The organism is Phenylobacterium sp. RIFCSPHIGHO2_01_FULL_69_31 (assembly GCF_001824475.1).
Classification (GTDB): Bacteria; Pseudomonadota; Alphaproteobacteria; order Caulobacterales; family Caulobacteraceae; genus Phenylobacterium.
Genome location: NZ_MHXN01000028.1, coordinates 58218 through 73503, shown reverse-complemented (window position 1 = coordinate 73503; position 15286 = coordinate 58218). Strand labels below are relative to the sequence as shown.

Annotated in this window: 12 protein-coding genes; 7 read left to right on the top strand and 5 right to left on the bottom strand. The window is 69.4% G+C overall.

Annotated features, from left to right (window positions below; all coding sequences use genetic code 11):
• The first annotated feature begins 67 nt into the window (after positions 1 to 67).
• Positions 68 to 2545, top strand: coding sequence for a TonB-dependent receptor (locus tag A2790_RS14500; RefSeq protein ID WP_293393034.1), 2478 nt, complete (start codon positions 68 to 70; stop codon positions 2543 to 2545).
• 172 nt (positions 2546 to 2717) lie between these two features.
• Positions 2718 to 4208, top strand: a complete 1491-nt coding sequence (locus tag A2790_RS14495) for a replicative DNA helicase (protein ID WP_293393032.1) — start codon at positions 2718 to 2720, stop codon at positions 4206 to 4208.
• Between the two features lie 12 nt (positions 4209 to 4220).
• On the opposite strand, the gene A2790_RS14490 is transcribed toward A2790_RS14495, so the two are convergent.
• Positions 4221 to 4844 carry a Yip1 family protein gene (locus tag A2790_RS14490; RefSeq protein WP_293393030.1) on the bottom strand — a complete coding sequence of 208 codons (624 nt, stop codon included), beginning with the start codon at positions 4842 to 4844 and terminating at the stop codon, positions 4221 to 4223.
• Between the two features lie 31 nt (positions 4845 to 4875).
• Positions 4876 to 6060: a Yip1 family protein gene (locus A2790_RS14485; RefSeq protein ID WP_293393028.1), complete on the bottom strand. Its 1185-nt coding sequence runs from the start codon at positions 6058 to 6060 to the stop codon at positions 4876 to 4878.
• A gap of 139 nt (positions 6061 to 6199) precedes the next feature.
• Between A2790_RS14485 and radA the strand changes: the two genes are divergently transcribed.
• The 5 genes from radA to A2790_RS14460 are packed head-to-tail and all read left to right on the top strand — an operon-like array spanning position 6200 to position 11400.
• Entirely contained in the window at positions 6200 to 7573 is a 1374-nt protein-coding gene (gene radA / locus A2790_RS14480) for a DNA repair protein RadA (RefSeq protein ID WP_293393026.1), read from the top strand.
• A complete protein-coding gene (locus A2790_RS14475) occupies positions 7570 to 8175 on the top strand; it encodes a CvpA family protein (protein ID WP_293393024.1) in 606 nt (201 codons plus the stop codon). The genes radA and A2790_RS14475 overlap by 4 nt, the downstream gene beginning before the upstream one ends.
• Positions 8172 to 9659: an amidophosphoribosyltransferase gene (gene purF, locus A2790_RS14470; RefSeq protein ID WP_293393022.1), complete on the top strand. Its 1488-nt coding sequence runs from the start codon at positions 8172 to 8174 to the stop codon at positions 9657 to 9659. Before A2790_RS14475 ends, purF begins: the two co-directional genes overlap by 4 nt.
• Positions 9656 to 10642 carry a bile acid:sodium symporter family protein gene (locus A2790_RS14465; protein ID WP_293393020.1) on the top strand — a complete coding sequence of 329 codons (987 nt, stop codon included), beginning with the start codon at positions 9656 to 9658 and terminating at the stop codon, positions 10640 to 10642. The genes purF and A2790_RS14465 overlap by 4 nt, the downstream gene beginning before the upstream one ends.
• 11 nt (positions 10643 to 10653) lie before the next feature.
• Positions 10654 to 11400 (top strand): SDR family NAD(P)-dependent oxidoreductase, encoded by a 747-nt coding sequence (locus A2790_RS14460; protein ID WP_293393018.1) that lies wholly within the window; start codon positions 10654 to 10656, stop codon positions 11398 to 11400.
• On the opposite strand, the gene der is transcribed toward A2790_RS14460, so the two are convergent.
• The 3 genes from der to A2790_RS14445 are packed head-to-tail and all read right to left on the bottom strand — an operon-like array spanning position 11348 to position 15115.
• On the bottom strand, positions 11348 to 12931 hold the full coding sequence (gene der / locus A2790_RS14455; RefSeq protein WP_293393015.1) for a ribosome biogenesis GTPase Der: 1584 nt from the start codon (positions 12929 to 12931) through the stop codon (positions 11348 to 11350). The genes A2790_RS14460 and der overlap by 53 nt on opposite strands.
• A gap of 22 nt (positions 12932 to 12953) precedes the next feature.
• A complete protein-coding gene (locus tag A2790_RS14450; RefSeq protein WP_293393012.1) occupies positions 12954 to 14342 on the bottom strand; it encodes a PQQ-binding-like beta-propeller repeat protein in 1389 nt (462 codons plus the stop codon).
• On the bottom strand, positions 14339 to 15115 hold the full coding sequence (locus A2790_RS14445; RefSeq protein WP_293393009.1) for a tetratricopeptide repeat protein: 777 nt from the start codon (positions 15113 to 15115) through the stop codon (positions 14339 to 14341). Before A2790_RS14445 ends, A2790_RS14450 begins: the two co-directional genes overlap by 4 nt.
• Between the last annotated feature and the right edge of the window lie 171 nt (positions 15116 to 15286).

The window sequence follows — 15286 nt, the reverse complement described above, 5'->3', positions numbered from 1 at the left end:
TCCTAGCTTGCTTCCCATTGGACCGGCGCGGGATCCCCGCCCGGCCGCCTTCCGAGGGGGAAGCACAATGCGCTACCGCTACATCCTGTTCGCCGCCGCATCGGCCGCGAGCCTTCTGGCCACGGCTGCCGCCGCCCAGACCGCGCCGGACTCGGAAGTAACCGAGGTCATCGTCACCGGAACCCGGGTCGCCAACCGCTCCGCCCTGCAGACCGCCGCGCCCGTCGACGTGATCAGCGGCGCGGAACTGACCAAGGCCGGCGTCACCGAGGTGAACCAGGCGCTGTCGATCGCCCTGCCCTCCTTCAACTTCCCGCGCCCGGGCCTGGCGGACGGCACCGACACCATCCGGCCCGCCACGCTTCGCGGCCTCGCCCCCGACCAGACCCTGGTGCTGGTCAATTCGAAGCGCCGACACTCGGCCTCGCTGGTGAACCTGAACGGCACCATCGGCCGCGGCTCGTCGGCCGTGGACATGAACACCATTCCGGCCGCCATGGTGCAGTCGATCGAAGTTCTCCGCGACGGGGCTTCGGCGCAGTACGGCTCCGACGCCATCGCCGGCGTGATCAATGTGCGCCTGCGCGACGCCCGCGAGGGCGGCAACATCACCGCCAGCTACGGCGAGCGGATCACGCGCGTGGAGACCCTGGTGCAGGACCCGCCCGCCGGCGCGAACTGGACCGTCGCCGACAAGGCCAAGTACGACCGCAACGACGGCGAGACGATCAACCTCTCCGGCTGGGTGGGCCTGCCGCTGGGGGCCGACGGCCACCTGACCCTGTCCGCCGAATACCTCGACCAGAAGAAGACCATCCGCACCGCGCCCGACTGGCGCCAGCAGTACCCACTGGTGAACGGCGCTTTCGACCCGCGCGAGGCCAGCTTCGACCGCTACAATGCCTGGTTCGGCGAACCGGACATGGAGCAGTACACGCTCTTCGCGAACGCCGGCTACGACCTGTCCGACACCACCAGCCTCTACGGCTGGGCCAGCTACCAGAACCGGGACGCGATTTCCGCCGGCTTCTTCCGCCGCGCGCTGGACGATCGGAACGTCATCCAGATCTATCCCGACGGCTTCCTGCCGCTGATCAACCCCGAGGTCGAAGACCTGTCGGTCGCGGGGGGCATCACCTGGAAGCTCGGCGACTGGGACATGGATACCTCCCTGGTCTACGGCTCCAACCGGATGGAGTTCACCATCCGAGACACGCTGAACCGGTCGCTGGGCCCGGCCAGCAAGACCGTCTTCGACGCCGGCGGCTTCGAGTACGACCAGCTGGTCTTCAATGTCTCCGGCGTGCGGACCTACGACGTCGGGCTGGCCTCTCCGCTCAACGTGGCCGCGGGGGCCGAGGTGCGGCGCGAGGGATATGAGATCTTCGCCGGCGAGCCGGACTCGTACCGCAACGGCGGCGTCCTGCTGCCCAACGGCACGCCCACCGCCTCAGGCGCCCAGGTGTTCCCCGGCTTCCGCCCGTCCAACGAGGTGGACAAGGACCGCACGTCGATCGGCGCCTATATCGACCTGGAAGCCAACCTGACCGACCAGCTGCTGGCCTCGGCAGCCCTGCGCTTCGAGCACTATTCCGACTTCGGCGAGACGGTCACCGGCAAGATCGCGCTGCGCTACGACTTCAACGACGCGTTCGCGATCCGCGGTTCGATCCAGAACGGCTTCCGCGCGCCGTCGCTGCAACAGCAATACTTCGCCACCACCTCGACGAACTTCATCAACGGGGTGCCGTTCGACATCACCACCTTCCCCGCCACGGATCCGGTGGCCGCCGCCCTCGGCGCGCAGCCGCTCGATGCGGAAGAGTCCATCAACTACGCCCTCGGCGTGGTCTTCCGATCCGGCGCCTTCAGCCTCACCATCGACGGCTATCGCATCGAGGTCGACGACCGCATCGTGCTGTCCGAGAACCTGACCCAGGCCAATGTGCGGGCCTTTCTCGCCGCCCAGGGTTTCGTCGGCATCGGCGGCGGCCGCTTCTTCATCAACGGCGTCGACACGGAGACCACCGGCGTCGACATCATCGCGAACTACAGACTGACCACCGAGGAGATGGGCCAGTTCGCGTTCACGATGGGGGCCAACTTCAATGAGACGAACGTCACCAAGGTCCCGGCCACGGCCCAGCTCTCGGCCCTCAATCCCGCGCCGGTCCTCTTCGACCGGATCAACGTGCTGACCTTCGAGGAGGGCACACCCGGCTCGAAGTTCACCGGCGCCGTCGATTGGACCATGGGCCCCTTCGGCGCCACCGTGCGGGCCACCCGCTACGGCAAGGTGCTGAGCCCCGGCACGACGCAGGCGCTCGACATCGAACTGGAGTCCGCGGTGCTGGTCGATCTCGAGGCGCGGTGGAATGTGGTGGAGAACGTGCGGCTGACGCTGGGGGCGGACAACGTCTTCGACGAATACCCGACGAAGCTGCCGCCCAGCCTCAACAGCACGGCGAACACGCCCTTCTCGAACTACTCTCCGTTCGGCCGCTCCGGCCGTTACGTCTACGGGCGTGTGTCCGTCAGCTGGTAGCCTGACGTCCGATTCTGACGCAGCGGCGCGGGAGAGTCTCCCGCGCCGTTTTCGTGTCCGGCGAGGCGGCAAGGCGGAGCTTTTCCACAGGCGGGAAATCGTGTGTGGACAGGTCCACAAATGTGTCACGCGCCGCGGTGCTCCCTGCGGCCGCGACGGCTATCCCTAGACCATGGCTCTCGTTCCCGCCCTCGATCTCCGACCTGTCTCGAACGATGTCGCGATCACCCGCGCGCCCTCCAACATCGAGGCCGAGCAGGCGCTGCTCGGCGCGCTGCTCTACGACAACGCCGCGTTCGAACGGCTGGGCGACAACCTGCAGCCGCACCACTTCTACGAGCCGTTTCACCAGCGCCTGTTCCAGGCGATCTCGGTCAACATCCGCAAGGGCCAGCTCGCCGAGCCGATCCTGCTGGCCGAGCAGTTCAGCCGCGACCCGGCCTTCGAGGAACTGGGCGGGGTCCGCTACCTGGCCGACCTGGTTGATCGCGCCCCACCAGCAGCCAACGCGCCGGACTACGCCAGCGCCGTCTACGACCTCGCCCTGCGCCGCGACCTGATCCGCATCGGCGGCGACATCGCCACCACCGCCCAGCAGGGCGACGACGAGATGGACGCCCGCGAGCAGATCGAGGCGGCCGAGCAGCAGCTCTACCAGCTCGCCGAGACCGGCGGCGTCTCGTCCGGCTTCGTGAACTTCGCCGATGCGCTCCGCGGCGCCGTGGCGATGGCGGCGGAGGCCCACAGCCGCGACGGGGGTCTGGCGGGCCTCTCCACCGGCCTGATCGACCTCGACCAGAAGATCGGCGGCATGCACCCCTCCGACCTGATGATCCTGGCCGCCCGCCCCTCGATGGGAAAGACGTCGCTCGCCTGCAACATCGCCTTCGACGTCGCCCGCAACTACGCCTGGGAGCCGCAGCCCGACGGCTCCAAGAAGACCGTGCGCGGCGGGGTCGTTGCGTTCTTCTCGCTCGAAATGTCGGCCGAACAGCTGGCCATGCGCCTCCTTGCCGAAGCCTCCGGCGTCTCGGGCGACCGGCTGCGTAAGGGCGAGATCGACGCCATGGAGTTCGGCCGCATCCGCGACGCCGCGCTCGAGATCCAGGAGGCGCCGCTCTACATCGACGCCACCGGCGGCATCACCCTGGCCAAGCTCGTCGCCCGGGCGCGCCGTCTGAAACGGATGGTGGGCCTGGACCTGGTGATCGTCGACTATCTCCAGCTCATCACCACCGGCGCCGGCGGGCCTGACAACCGGGTGCAGGAAGTCTCGATGATCACCCAGGGCCTCAAGGCCCTGGCGAAGGAGCTGTCCGTCCCGGTGCTGGCGCTCTCCCAGCTCAGCCGTCAGGTGGAGAACCGCGAGGACAAGAAGCCCCAGCTCTCGGACCTGCGCGAGTCCGGGTCCATCGAGCAGGACGCCGACATGGTGATGTTCGTGTACCGCGAGAGCTACTACCTCTCGCGCCTGGAGCCGCGGGAGGGAACCCCCGAGCACTTCACCTGGCAGGAGCAGCTGGACCAGGTGAAGGGGCTGGCCGAAGTGATCATCGGCAAGCAGCGTCACGGCCCCATCGGCACGGTGAAGCTCAGCTTCAACGAGGACCTGACGAAGTTCGGTAACCTGGCCCGCGACAGCAGCCGCTACGACCCGCACTAGGAGCGGCGCGCGCTATCTCGGTGCGTAGGACGCCGACAGCGGCCCGCCAAGCTCGGCGGCCTTTGCGGTGATCATGCCGCGTCCCACGGCCAGCACGGCGATGGCGATCAGGATCGCGGCATAGGCGGTGAGCCGCCGATCCTCGGGCACGCCCATCATCTTGGGGAGCCCTTGGTAGAGGGCGTAGAGGCTGTAGAGGCCGGCCAGGATGCCCACCGGGATCCCGACGCTGGGATAGATCTCCGACAGCCCGCCGACCCACATGGCGGTCGCGGCGTAGATGACGAGGTTGAACGCCGCATCGCGCCCGCGGACGCCCCCGAACGCCGGCGCGGTCAGATCGATGAAGACAGCCAGCGCCCAGACGGCGGCGAGCGTCAGGGCGTAGTTGGCAAGCGCCCCGAGGATCAGGCCGACGACGCTCATGTGCACGCCGACATTGGCGATGTTGAAGCCGAACGTGAGGACGCCGACCACGCTGCAGACGGCCGGGATCGCGGCCAGGGGAACGGCGTATCGCAGGAACACCGCACGGGCGTCTGCGGGCCGTTCGGCGATGCGGTCCCAGGCGCCGCTGGGATGAAGCAACAGGCTTACGGCGCGCGACAGGCCGCCTGCCCCTTGCCCCGCATCCATCCCCGATCCTCCCAGCGCCGTTCGGCCGGGGCTAGCCCGCCTTGGCGAGTCCTTCCAGCCGGCGCGCGTCGACTGAGCCCACGGCCGCCTTCAAGTCCTCCATGGTGACGCCCTCGCCCTCGGCCTGCACCATGAACCGCTCGCCCACGAGCACGCTGTACTCGCCGCTCTTCGCCTGGCGATCATAGCTCTCCTGGGTCATCCGTCCGCCGACCATGCCCACCTTCTCGTAGCCGGTCGCGGTCTCCTTCGAGGACTTGACGTTGAACGCCGTCGCCATCCCGGCGAGCGCGCCGACCGCGCCCATGTCGGTCACTTCCAGCCTGAGGCTGGCGTCGCCCTTGGTGTACCGGCCCTCGGCCTGCGAGCCCTCGTAGCCGCCGGCCCCGCTGGAAGACGCACTGACCTCGTCGCGCGTGAAGCCGGCGACGCTCGCGGGCAGATAGGCCTTCAGCGCCTCAGGGTCGGTCGCGGTCGCCGTTCCGGCTTCGACTTGCTTGGCGGCGGCCTCCATGCGCTTGGACGCAGCCTCCAGCTTCGCGAGGTCCATCTCGCCACCGCCCGGGACCTTGACGGTGCCGGAGACCGAGCCGAGGGCGGCGGGGTTCATCGCCCCGCTCATCGCCATGACACTGCCGCTCACGAGCCCGATCACTATCGAGATCACGACCGCCACCACGATGACGACCACCGTGTAGGGGAGCGCCTTGTCCTCCGGCGTCTTCATCAGCTTCGGGAGGCCCTTGTAGAGCAGGAACAGGCTGTACAGGCCGCCGAGGACCGCGATGATCGCCAGCGCGGGCACGAGCCCGAAGACGCCCGCCACCCAGGACGCGGTGGGGGCGTAGGCCGCGACCTTGAAGGCCTGCATCCGGTCCTTCACGCCGCCGAAGTTCGGCGCCAGAGCCTCGATGACGAGGGCCAGCACATAGACCATGGCCAGGCTGAGCCCGTATTGAACAACCGCCTGGACGACGAGCCAAACGGGCGACGGCCGAATGGTGATGCCGAACCCGCCGATGCCGAACACGAGCATGCCAATCAGGCTGCACACCACCGGAATGGCCGCCAGCAGCATCACATAGCCCGTGTAGAGCTCACCGATCGTCGGCCGTTCCTGGTCGATCACGTCCCAGGTCTCGGTCGGCTTCAGGAGGATCCCCTTCACCCGGGCGACGAGGCCCGCGCCTGCGGATCCCGGTTCAACGACGCTCATCTTCCGTCCCTCCAAGCCCTTGCCCCGGCGAGCGCCGAGGCCATGTAACCCTATCCCAGCGTCCTGTGACGGCAACCCACCGCACAGACCGGCCCGCGCGGGTCGGCTAGACTTCCAGCCATTCGAATCAGGAGCCCCCATGGCCCGCGACGGCGCCGTCTATGCCTGTACGTCCTGCGGCGCCACTCAGACGCGCTGGGCGGGCCAGTGCCCGGCCTGCGGCGCGTGGAACACTCTCGTCGAAGAGCTGGTCAGCCGCCCGCCGGGCGCGTTGAAGCCGACCAAGGCGACCCGGAGCCGTCATCTCGCCTTCGAAGGCCTGGACGAAACGACGCCGGCCCCGCCGCGCATCGTCACGGGCGTCGGCGAATGGGACCGGGTCTGCGGCGGTGGCGTTGTGCCGGGATCGGCCATCCTCGTGGGCGGCGACCCAGGGGTCGGGAAGTCCACCCTGCTGCTCCAGGTGGCGGCGGAAGCAGCGCGGCGCGGCCAGCGCTGCGCCTACATCTCCGGCGAAGAGGCGATCGAACAGGTCAGGGGCCGCGCCCAGCGCATGGGTCTTGCCGACGCCCCGGTGAAGTTGGCCGCCGAGACCTCGCTGCGCGCGATCCTGGACGGACTGAAGGCCGAGCCCTTCGACCTCGTCGTCATCGACTCGATCCAGACCATGTGGAGCGACAACCACGAGGCCGCCCCCGGGTCGGTGACCCAGGTGCGCGCCGCGGCGGGCGAACTGGTGCGGCTGGCCAAAAAGCGGGGCCTTTCCGTCATTCTGGTCGGCCATGTGACCAAGGAGGGCGCAATCGCCGGGCCGCGGGTCGTCGAGCACATGGTGGACGCCGTCTTCGCCTTCGAGGGCGAGCGGGGCTATCCATTCCGTATCCTGCGTGGGGCGAAAAACCGCTTCGGCGCCACCGACGAGATCGGCGTGTTCGAGATGGGCGACGCCGGCCTCAGCGAGGTGAAGAACCCTTCGGCGCTGTTCCTCAACACCTCGGGCGAGCGCGCGGCCGGCGCGGCGGTGTTCGCCGGCATCGAGGGCTCGCGCCCGGTGCTGGTGGAGATTCAGGCCCTCGTGGCGCCCTCCGCCTATGGGACCCCGCGCCGGGCGGTCGTCGGGTGGGATTCGGGGCGCCTGGCCATGATCCTGGCGGTGCTGGAGGCGCGGTGCGGCCTTGGGTTCGGCGACAAGGACGTCTATCTGAACGTAGCCGGGGGGCTTCGCATTTCGGAGCCTGCCGCTGACCTCGCCGCCGCCGCCGCCCTCGCCTCCTCCGCCTTCGATGTCGCCCTGCCGCAGGACTGCGTGGTGTTCGGCGAGATCAGCCTGTCGGGCGAGGTGCGCCCCGTGAGCCGCATGGACGGGCGCCTGAAGGAGGCCGCCAAGCTGGGCTTCCGCCGCGCGCTGGGCCCTGCCGATCTCGAGAACCCCGCGCTCCCCTACACCGGCGCCAGCCGGCTGGGCGATGCGATCCAGCGCATCCACGACGCCAACTGGGATGAGCGCCGGTGACGCAGTTCGATTTCCTGGTCCTGGGCCTGCTGGCCATCTCGGCCGCCGTCGGCTTCGTCCGCGGCGCCGTGCGCGAGGTCTTCGCCCTGGCCGCCCTGGTCGTCGCCGCCGCCCTGGCGATTTTCGGCCTGCCGGCGTTCGGCCCCATCTTCCGCGGGGCCGTCAAGCCGGAGTGGCTCGGGACCATCGCCGCGCTCGTGGTGGTGTTCGCCGTTGCGTTCATCGCCCTGCGTCTGATCGGCGCAGGTATCGCGCGGCACGTGCAGAGCACCCAGATGCTGGGCTTCCTCGACCGCTCGCTGGGCCTGCTGATCGGCCTGGGCCGCGGCCTGATCGTTCTGGGCGCCCTCTACCTGATGTTCAACGCGGCCACGCCTGAAGACCTCCGCCCCAAGTGGATCACCGGCGCCAGGACCTGGCCCGTGGCCGGCAACATGGGCAGGTTGTTGGAAAGCCTTGCGCCACAAGGCCTGGATGTGGCCGGACGGCTGAAACCGGCTTTCGACCGCGCCGTCGGCGATGGGTCAGGTGACAGAAGCGCGACAGAGGGGTACGAGGCCCGCGAACCCACAGGCACCGACCGTTCGGAGCGATCCCGATGAGCCATGCGCACGAGCGTTGGTCCCCCCCGGCGCGCGACCCCGACGACGATTCACCGCGGCTGGAATGCGGCGTCTTCGGCGTCTTCGACGTGCCTGAGGCCTCGGGGATCACCGCTCTAGGGCTGCATGCCCTACAGCACCGCGGCCAGGAGGCATGCGGCATCGCCTCGTTCGACGGCCAGCGCTACCACACCGAACGGCACATGGGGTACGTGGGCGACGCCTTCGGCGGCGGCGACCTGAACAAGCGGCTGCCGGGCCACGTGGCTATCGGGCACACGCGCTACTCCACGGCCGGCGGCAGCTTCATCCGCAACGTCCAGCCGATGTTCGCCGATCTGGAAGCGGGCGGCATCGCCCTCGCTCACAATGGCAATCTCACCAACTTCCTGACCCTGCGCGAGCAGCTCGTGCAGGAGGGCGCTATCTTCCAGTCCACCTCGGACTCCGAGGCGATCCTGCATCTCATCGCCCGCTCCCGCCGGCCCAAGTTCATCGAGCGCTTCACCGAGGCCCTGCAGCAGATCGAGGGCGGCTACGCTCTGGTCGCCATGACCAACAAGAAGATGATCGGCGTGCGCGATCCGCTGGGCATCCGCCCGCTGGTTCTGGGGGACCTGAACGGCAAGTCGGTGCTGGCCTCCGAGACGTGCGCCCTGGACATGATCGGCGCGACCTTCGTCCGCGACATCGAGCACGGCGAGATGGTGGTGATCGACGAGAAGGGCCTGCGCAGCTTCCGCCCGTTCCCGGCCCAGCAGGCTCGGCCCTGCATCTTCGAGTACGTCTATTTCGCCCGCCCGGACTCGGTCGTGAACGGCCGCTCGGTCTATGAGGTGCGCAAGCGGATGGGCCGGCGCCTCGCCCAGGAGACGCCCGCCGACGTGGACGTCGTCGTCCCCGTGCCGGACTCCGGCGTCCCCGCGGCGCTCGGCTTCGCCCAGGAGGCGGGCCTGCCCTTCGAGATGGGCATCATCCGCAACCACTACGTCGGGCGCACCTTCATCCAGCCCACCCAGGGCGAGCGCGAGTTGGGCGTGCGGATGAAGCTCGCGCCGAACCGCGCCGTCCTGGCCGGCAAGAAGGTGCTGCTCGTCGACGACTCCATCGTGCGCGGCACCAATTCGATCCGCGTCGTAAAGATGGTGCGCGAGGCCGGGGCCGCGGAGGTCCACCTGCGCTCGGCCTCGCCGCCGATCATGTGGCCCGACTACTACGGGATCGACATGCCCGACCGTGAGAAGCTGCTGGCGGCCAACCACTCGGTGGAGGAGATCGCCCGAATCCTGAACGTCGACTCCATGGGGTACCTGTCGGTCGACGGCCTCTACTGGGCGATGGACGAGGTGCGCGACCCGGCCCAGCCGCAGTTCACCGACCACTACTTCACCGGCGAGTACCCCACCCGCCTGCTCGATCGCGAGATCGCGCTGGGCCGCAACGAGGTGGTGGAGCGGCAGCTCTCGTTCCTGGTCGACGCGTGAGCCAGGGCTGGCGAGCCCGCTTCAAGCCCGACTGGTACCTCGTCCTCATCCTGCTGATGGCCGCCGCGGCGGCGGTCGTGCCGGCGCGCGGCGAGGCGGCCGTCTGGCTGGGCTGGCTCACCAAGGCGGCCATCGCCATGGTCTTCTTCCTGCACGGCGCACGGCTATCGCGCGAAGCGGTGATCGGGGGGCTGACGCACTGGCGCCTGCACCTCCTGGTCCTGGCCTCCACCTTCGCCCTGTTCCCGCTGCTCACCCTGGGCGTCACCGCCCTGCCCGCCTGGATCACGCCGCCGGAGCTGGCCACCGGGTTGATCTTCCTGGGCTGCCTGCCCTCGACCATCCAGAGCTCCATTGCCTTCGTGAGCGTGGCGCGGGGCAATGTGCCGGCCGCCGTGGCCGCCGCCTCAGCCTCGAACCTGCTGGGTGTGTTCCTGACGCCGCTGCTCGTCGGCGTCTTGCTGCAGGCCCAGGGCGGCGTCAGCGCCTCATCCTTCTGGGCCATCGTCTCCCAGCTGCTGGTCCCCTTCGTCGCCGGCCAGGCCCTGCGGCCTTGGGTCGGCGACTGGGTGCGCGCCCGGAACGCCGTGCTGGCGAAGCTTGATCGCGGGTCGATCCTGCTGGTGGTCTATACCGCGTTCTCCGGGGCGGTCGTGGCCGGGGTCTGGAGTCAGCTCTCGCTGCTGGACCTGATGCGGCTCCTGGCGCTTTGCCTCGTGCTGCTGGCCGTGGTGCTGGCGCTGACGGCGCTGGCGGCCCGCGCCTGGGGCTTCTCAAAAGCCGACGAGATCGCCATCGTGTTCTGCGGATCGAAGAAGTCCCTCGCCAGCGGCGCGCCCATGGCGGCGGCGATCTTCCCGCCGGCGGTGGCGGGTCTCGCCCTGATCCCGCTGATGATCTTCCACCAGGTGCAGCTGATGGCCTGCGCAGCGATCGCCCAGCGCTATGCCCAGCGGCCTGACATGGACGGCCAAAGCGGCTAGAGAGCCGGCCAATGTCTGACCTGCCCCTGAACAACCGCATCGCCCTCGTCACCGGCGCTAGCCGCGGGATCGGCAAGGCCGCCGCCTTGGCCCTCGCCCAGGCCGGCGCGCACGTCGTGGCCGTGGCCCGCACCCAGGGCGCCCTCGAAGCCCTCGACGACGAGATCCGTGCGCTCACCGGTCAATCCGCGACCCTGGTCCCGATGGATATCGGCGAGCCCGACGGCCTCGACCAGCTGGGCCTCGCCATCCACGAGCGGTTCGGCCGGCTCGACATCCTGGTCCACGCCGCCGCCCTGCTGGGATCGCTGACGCCCGTGGCCCACATCGAGCCGAAGCACTGGGACCGGGTCGTCTCGGTCAATCTGACCGGAACCTACCGCCTGGTCCGCAGCGTGGAGCCTCTGCTGCGGGCCTCGGAGCACCCGCGGGCGATCTTCCTGACCACCGGCCGCGTCGAGCGGCCGAAGGCCTTCTGGGGCGTCTACGGGGCCACCAAGGCGGGGATGGAGCACATCGTCCGCACCTGGGCCGACGAACTCGAGCAGACGAGCATTCGCGCCGTACTGCTGGACCCCGGCGCCATGCGCACGCGAATGCGGGCCGAGGCCATGCCGGGCGAGAACCCAGCCCACCTGCCCGATCCGTCGGAAATCGGCCCGCTGATCGTGGAGCTGGCGCAGGCCGACCTGGGCCTGCCCACCGCTAACGTGGTCTTTTCGGACTGGAAGACGGCCGGGAAGCTCGCTTCGGCTTGACCCCGGGGCGAACCAGCTTGGCGGCGCGTCCGCGCGGGTTGCCGGCCTTGACCTTCTTGGGCTTGGCGGCGGCCTTCGGACGGCCCTCAGCGCCTTCCCGGGCCTTGTCGGCGGCCGCCTTGCGGGCCTTGGCGACCATACCTGTCTTGGCCGACGACGGCGCCGTCCTGGAGGGCCCCGGTCCGCTCTTCTCCTCGCCCTCGGCATAGGGGTTCTTGTTCGACCGCACCGACAGACGGATCGGAACGCCCGGCAGGTCGAAGCTCTCGCGGATCGAATTGACCAGGTAGCGCTTGTAGTGGTCCGGCAGCTGGTCGGCGCGACTGGCGAACAGCACGAACGTCGGCGGGCGCGCCTTGGTCTGGGCCATGTACTTCGGCTTCACGCGACGCCCGCCGACGGCGGGCGGCGGATGGCGCTCGACGGCCATCTTCAGCCAGTCGTTCAGGTCGCGCGTCTTCACCTTCGTCGACCAGTCGCCGTGAGCCTTCAGCACGGCCGGCATCAGCCGGTCCAAGCCGCGGCCGGTCTCCGCCGACAGGGCCACCATCGGCGCGCCCCGCACCTGAGGCAGGAGGCGCGTGACCTCCTCCTGCAGCTCGGCCAGCTTGGCCTGCCCGTCCTCGATCAGGTCCCACTTGGCGAGGCAGAAGACCAGCGCCCGTCCCTCGCGCTCGACCAGGTCGGCGATCTGGAGATCCTGGATCTCCAGCGGATGGGTGGCGTCCATCACCAGGATCACCACCTCGGCATAGGTGATGGCGCGGATCGAATCGTGGGTGGAAAGCTTCTCCAGCTTCTCCTGGACCTTGGCCTTGCGACGCAGGCCGGCGGTGTCCACGAGCCGGATCGCCCGCCCCTCCCAGTCCCAGTCCACCGGGATCGCATCGCGGGTGATGCCGGCTTCCGGCCCCGTCAGCAGGCGATCCTCGCCGATCACGGCGTTTACCAGGGTCGACTTGCCCGCGTTCGGGCGGCCCACGATGGCGATATTGATCGGCTTGGTGGCGTCGTCGGCCTCCTCGCCGTCCTCCTCGTCGGGCGCGAGGGCGACCATGGCGGCGTAGAGGTCGGCCATGCCCTCCCCGTGCTCGGCCGAAATCGGGATCGGCTCGCCAAGGCCCAGGCCGAAAGCCTCCAGCACCCCGCTCTCGGAGGCCTTGCTCTCGGACTTGTTGGCGGCCAGGACGACCGGCTTGCCCTTGCGGCGCAGGACGTCGGCGAAGATCTCGTCGGCCGGCGTCACGCCCTCGCGGGCGTCGATGACGAACAGGGCCACGTCCGCCTCGTCCACCGCCAGCTCGGTCTGCGCCCGCATCCGAGCCTCGAGGCTCTCGTCGGTGACGTCCTCGAAGCCGGCCGTGTCGATCAGGTCGAGCTCAAGGTCGCCCAGCCGGCCGACGCCGAACCGGCGGTCGCGCGTGACCCCCGGCTGGTCGTCGACGATGGCGAGCTTCTTGCCCGCCAGCCGGTTGAACAGGGTGGATTTGCCGACGTTCGGTCGCCCGACGATCGCGAGTTTCAGCGCCATGCCGGAGACCTTACCTGTCTGATCAACGAATCGCGATCAGGTCGGCTTCCTGCGTGACCACATAGACCGTGTCGCCCATGGCGATCGGCTCGAGCGTGGCGGAACCCTTGATGTCGACGCGCTTGGCGATTTCGCCGGTCTTGGCGTTCAGAGCCACCAGTTGGCCGGTCTGCCCGACCACCAGCAGCTTGTCGCCGGCCAGCAGCGGGCCCGACCAGACCGGATAGTTCTGGCGCTGCCCGCCGATCCCGAAGAATCCGCCCTTCTTCTTGGCCTTGAAGCCCTCGTTGAGGTTGCGGATCCAGTAGATCTGGCCGTTCTCGCGGCTGGCGCAGATCACGTCGCCGGTCTTGGAGACCACATAGACCACGTCGCCGGCGGGCCAGGGGGTCGACACGCCCACCACCGGCAGGCTCCAGCGGGCTTGGCCGGTCCGCAGGTCCGTGGCGGCGAAGACGCCGGAATGGCTGACCGCGAACACGTCGCCCTGGTAGATCACCGGGCGGCCCGGGATGTCGCGGATCTCGGACAGCGCGCTGGTGCGGCTGGCCCGCGAAAGGGCTTCGTTCCAGAGGTCGTTGCCGTTGGAGGCGCGCAGGGCCACCAGTTCGCCCGACCCGAAGGCGGCCACCACCGAGTCGCCTGAGATGGCGGGGCTGGAGGCCGAGAGGATGCGCGCCGATTCCGACAGCGCCTGGTAGGTCCAGGACGGCGCGCCGGTGGCGGCGTCGAACGTCAGCAGGGTGTTGTCCAGGGAGATCGCGAACACCCGGCCGCCCGAAACGGTCGGGGCGCCATGGATCGACTCCGGGGTCTTGGTCCGCCAGCCGACGGCCCCGGTGCGGGCGTCCATCTGCAGGACTTCGCGATAGCCCGACGAGACGTAGAGCTTGCCGTCGGCGTAGGCCATGCCGCCGCCGAACGCGAGCTTGTCGCGCTTGTTGTCGCCGGGATTGGTGCCCGTGCGCCAGATCTGGCTGCCCGAGGCCGCGTCCATGGCGACCACCCGGCCCTCGGCGTCCATGACGAACACCTTGCCGTCGGCGGCCACGGGGGGGGCGGTCACGTAGCGGCCGCGCTTCTCGCCCTGGCCGAAGCTCCGGCGCCAGGCGATGGAAAGATTGGCGCCGGCGGCGACATTGCCGACGGACTGCTCGGGCGTCCCGCCCGGCAGCGGCCAGGCGGCGAGCGTCTCTGCGGGCGGGAGGGAGAAGTCCACGCCCTTCAGCGCCTCGGCGGGCGCCAGGATCTGGTCGGGCGGGATGATCGAGATGCGCTGCCCCTCGCCGGCCAGCTCGGACGGCTTGTCGTCCTTCTTGTCGAAGGGATTGAGGCGGCTGACCGTCGAGCACCCGCTGGCGCCGAGCGCCGCGATCAGGACGGCGGCGAGGATCGTCGTACGGCGGCTCATTGGGCGGCGGGACCTTGCGGTTGCGTCGGGGCGGCGCCCGGGGGCGGGCCGATTACGGCGCCGGGGGCCACCGTCATGGGCGGCGGCAGGGCCTGGGCGGCCTTCACGACCGACGGCACGGCCTTGGCCGAGCCCGAATCGATCAGGCCGATGGCGGCCTGGGCCCGCGCCTGGGCGCCTTGCTGAGCGTCGAGGGACTGGGAGATCAGGACGAAGTCGCCGCGGGCGCCGGCCAGGTCGCCGGCGTTCAGCTTCGCAAAGGCCAGGGCCTCGCGGGCCTGGACCCGATACGGCCGGCCCTCTTCCATCAGCGGCTTCAAGCGCCCCTCCAGTTCCTTCAGAGACGCGGTGTCGAGGAGCTGGAAGGCGGATTTGAGGCGGGCGGCGTCGCCGACGATGGCGTCCGGCGCGACCTCGGCCGCCTCGTCGAACAGCTTCACGGCGTCGGCGGGCTTGCGCGCCTCGACGGCGTAGGCGCCCAGGTGCATCAGCGACAGCGCCTTGTAGGCCTTGGCGTCCGACTTGGAGACCTCGGTCCAGAGCTGCCGGGCCTTGTCGCGATCGCCGGCGACGAAGGCGTCCATGGCGGCGGAATAGGTCTCGGACGCCTTGGCGATCTGGTTGTTGCGATAGCTGTCGTAGCCCCAGTAGCCCAGGAAGGCGACGAGCACGACGGCGGCGATCCCCAGCATCCACGGCAGCGCCTTGCGGGCGAACTGCTTGTAGCGGTCGGAGCGGAGCTGCTCTTCGACCTCTTCGAATAGATCCGTCACTTCAGGGGGGCTCCGGCCGCGGTGTCGCTAAAACGAGGGGCGGAACCTATAGCGCGCGGCCCTGCGCCTCAAGTGAGGGATGACCGGCGCACGCGATGGATGCCGCAACGGCGGCAAGCCGGGTGGATCCCGCCACGATACGCCCATGCCGCAGCCACACTTCAGCCTGCA

Coding starts and splice junctions, on each gene's coding strand:
- A2790_RS14500 (WP_293393034.1), top strand. CDS start 68: ATGCGCTACCGCTACATCCTGTTCGCCGCCGCATCGGCCGCGAGCCTT.
- A2790_RS14495 (WP_293393032.1), top strand. CDS start 2,718: ATGGCTCTCGTTCCCGCCCTCGATCTCCGACCTGTCTCGAACGATGTC.
- A2790_RS14490 (WP_293393030.1), bottom strand. CDS start 4,844: ATGGATGCGGGGCAAGGGGCAGGCGGCCTGTCGCGCGCCGTAAGCCTG.
- A2790_RS14485 (WP_293393028.1), bottom strand. CDS start 6,060: ATGAGCGTCGTTGAACCGGGATCCGCAGGCGCGGGCCTCGTCGCCCGG.
- radA (WP_293393026.1), top strand. CDS start 6,200: ATGGCCCGCGACGGCGCCGTCTATGCCTGTACGTCCTGCGGCGCCACT.
- purF (WP_293393022.1), top strand. CDS start 8,172: ATGAGCCATGCGCACGAGCGTTGGTCCCCCCCGGCGCGCGACCCCGAC.
- A2790_RS14460 (WP_293393018.1), top strand. CDS start 10,654: ATGTCTGACCTGCCCCTGAACAACCGCATCGCCCTCGTCACCGGCGCT.
- der (WP_293393015.1), bottom strand. CDS start 12,931: ATGGCGCTGAAACTCGCGATCGTCGGGCGACCGAACGTCGGCAAATCC.
- A2790_RS14450 (WP_293393012.1), bottom strand. CDS start 14,342: ATGAGCCGCCGTACGACGATCCTCGCCGCCGTCCTGATCGCGGCGCTC.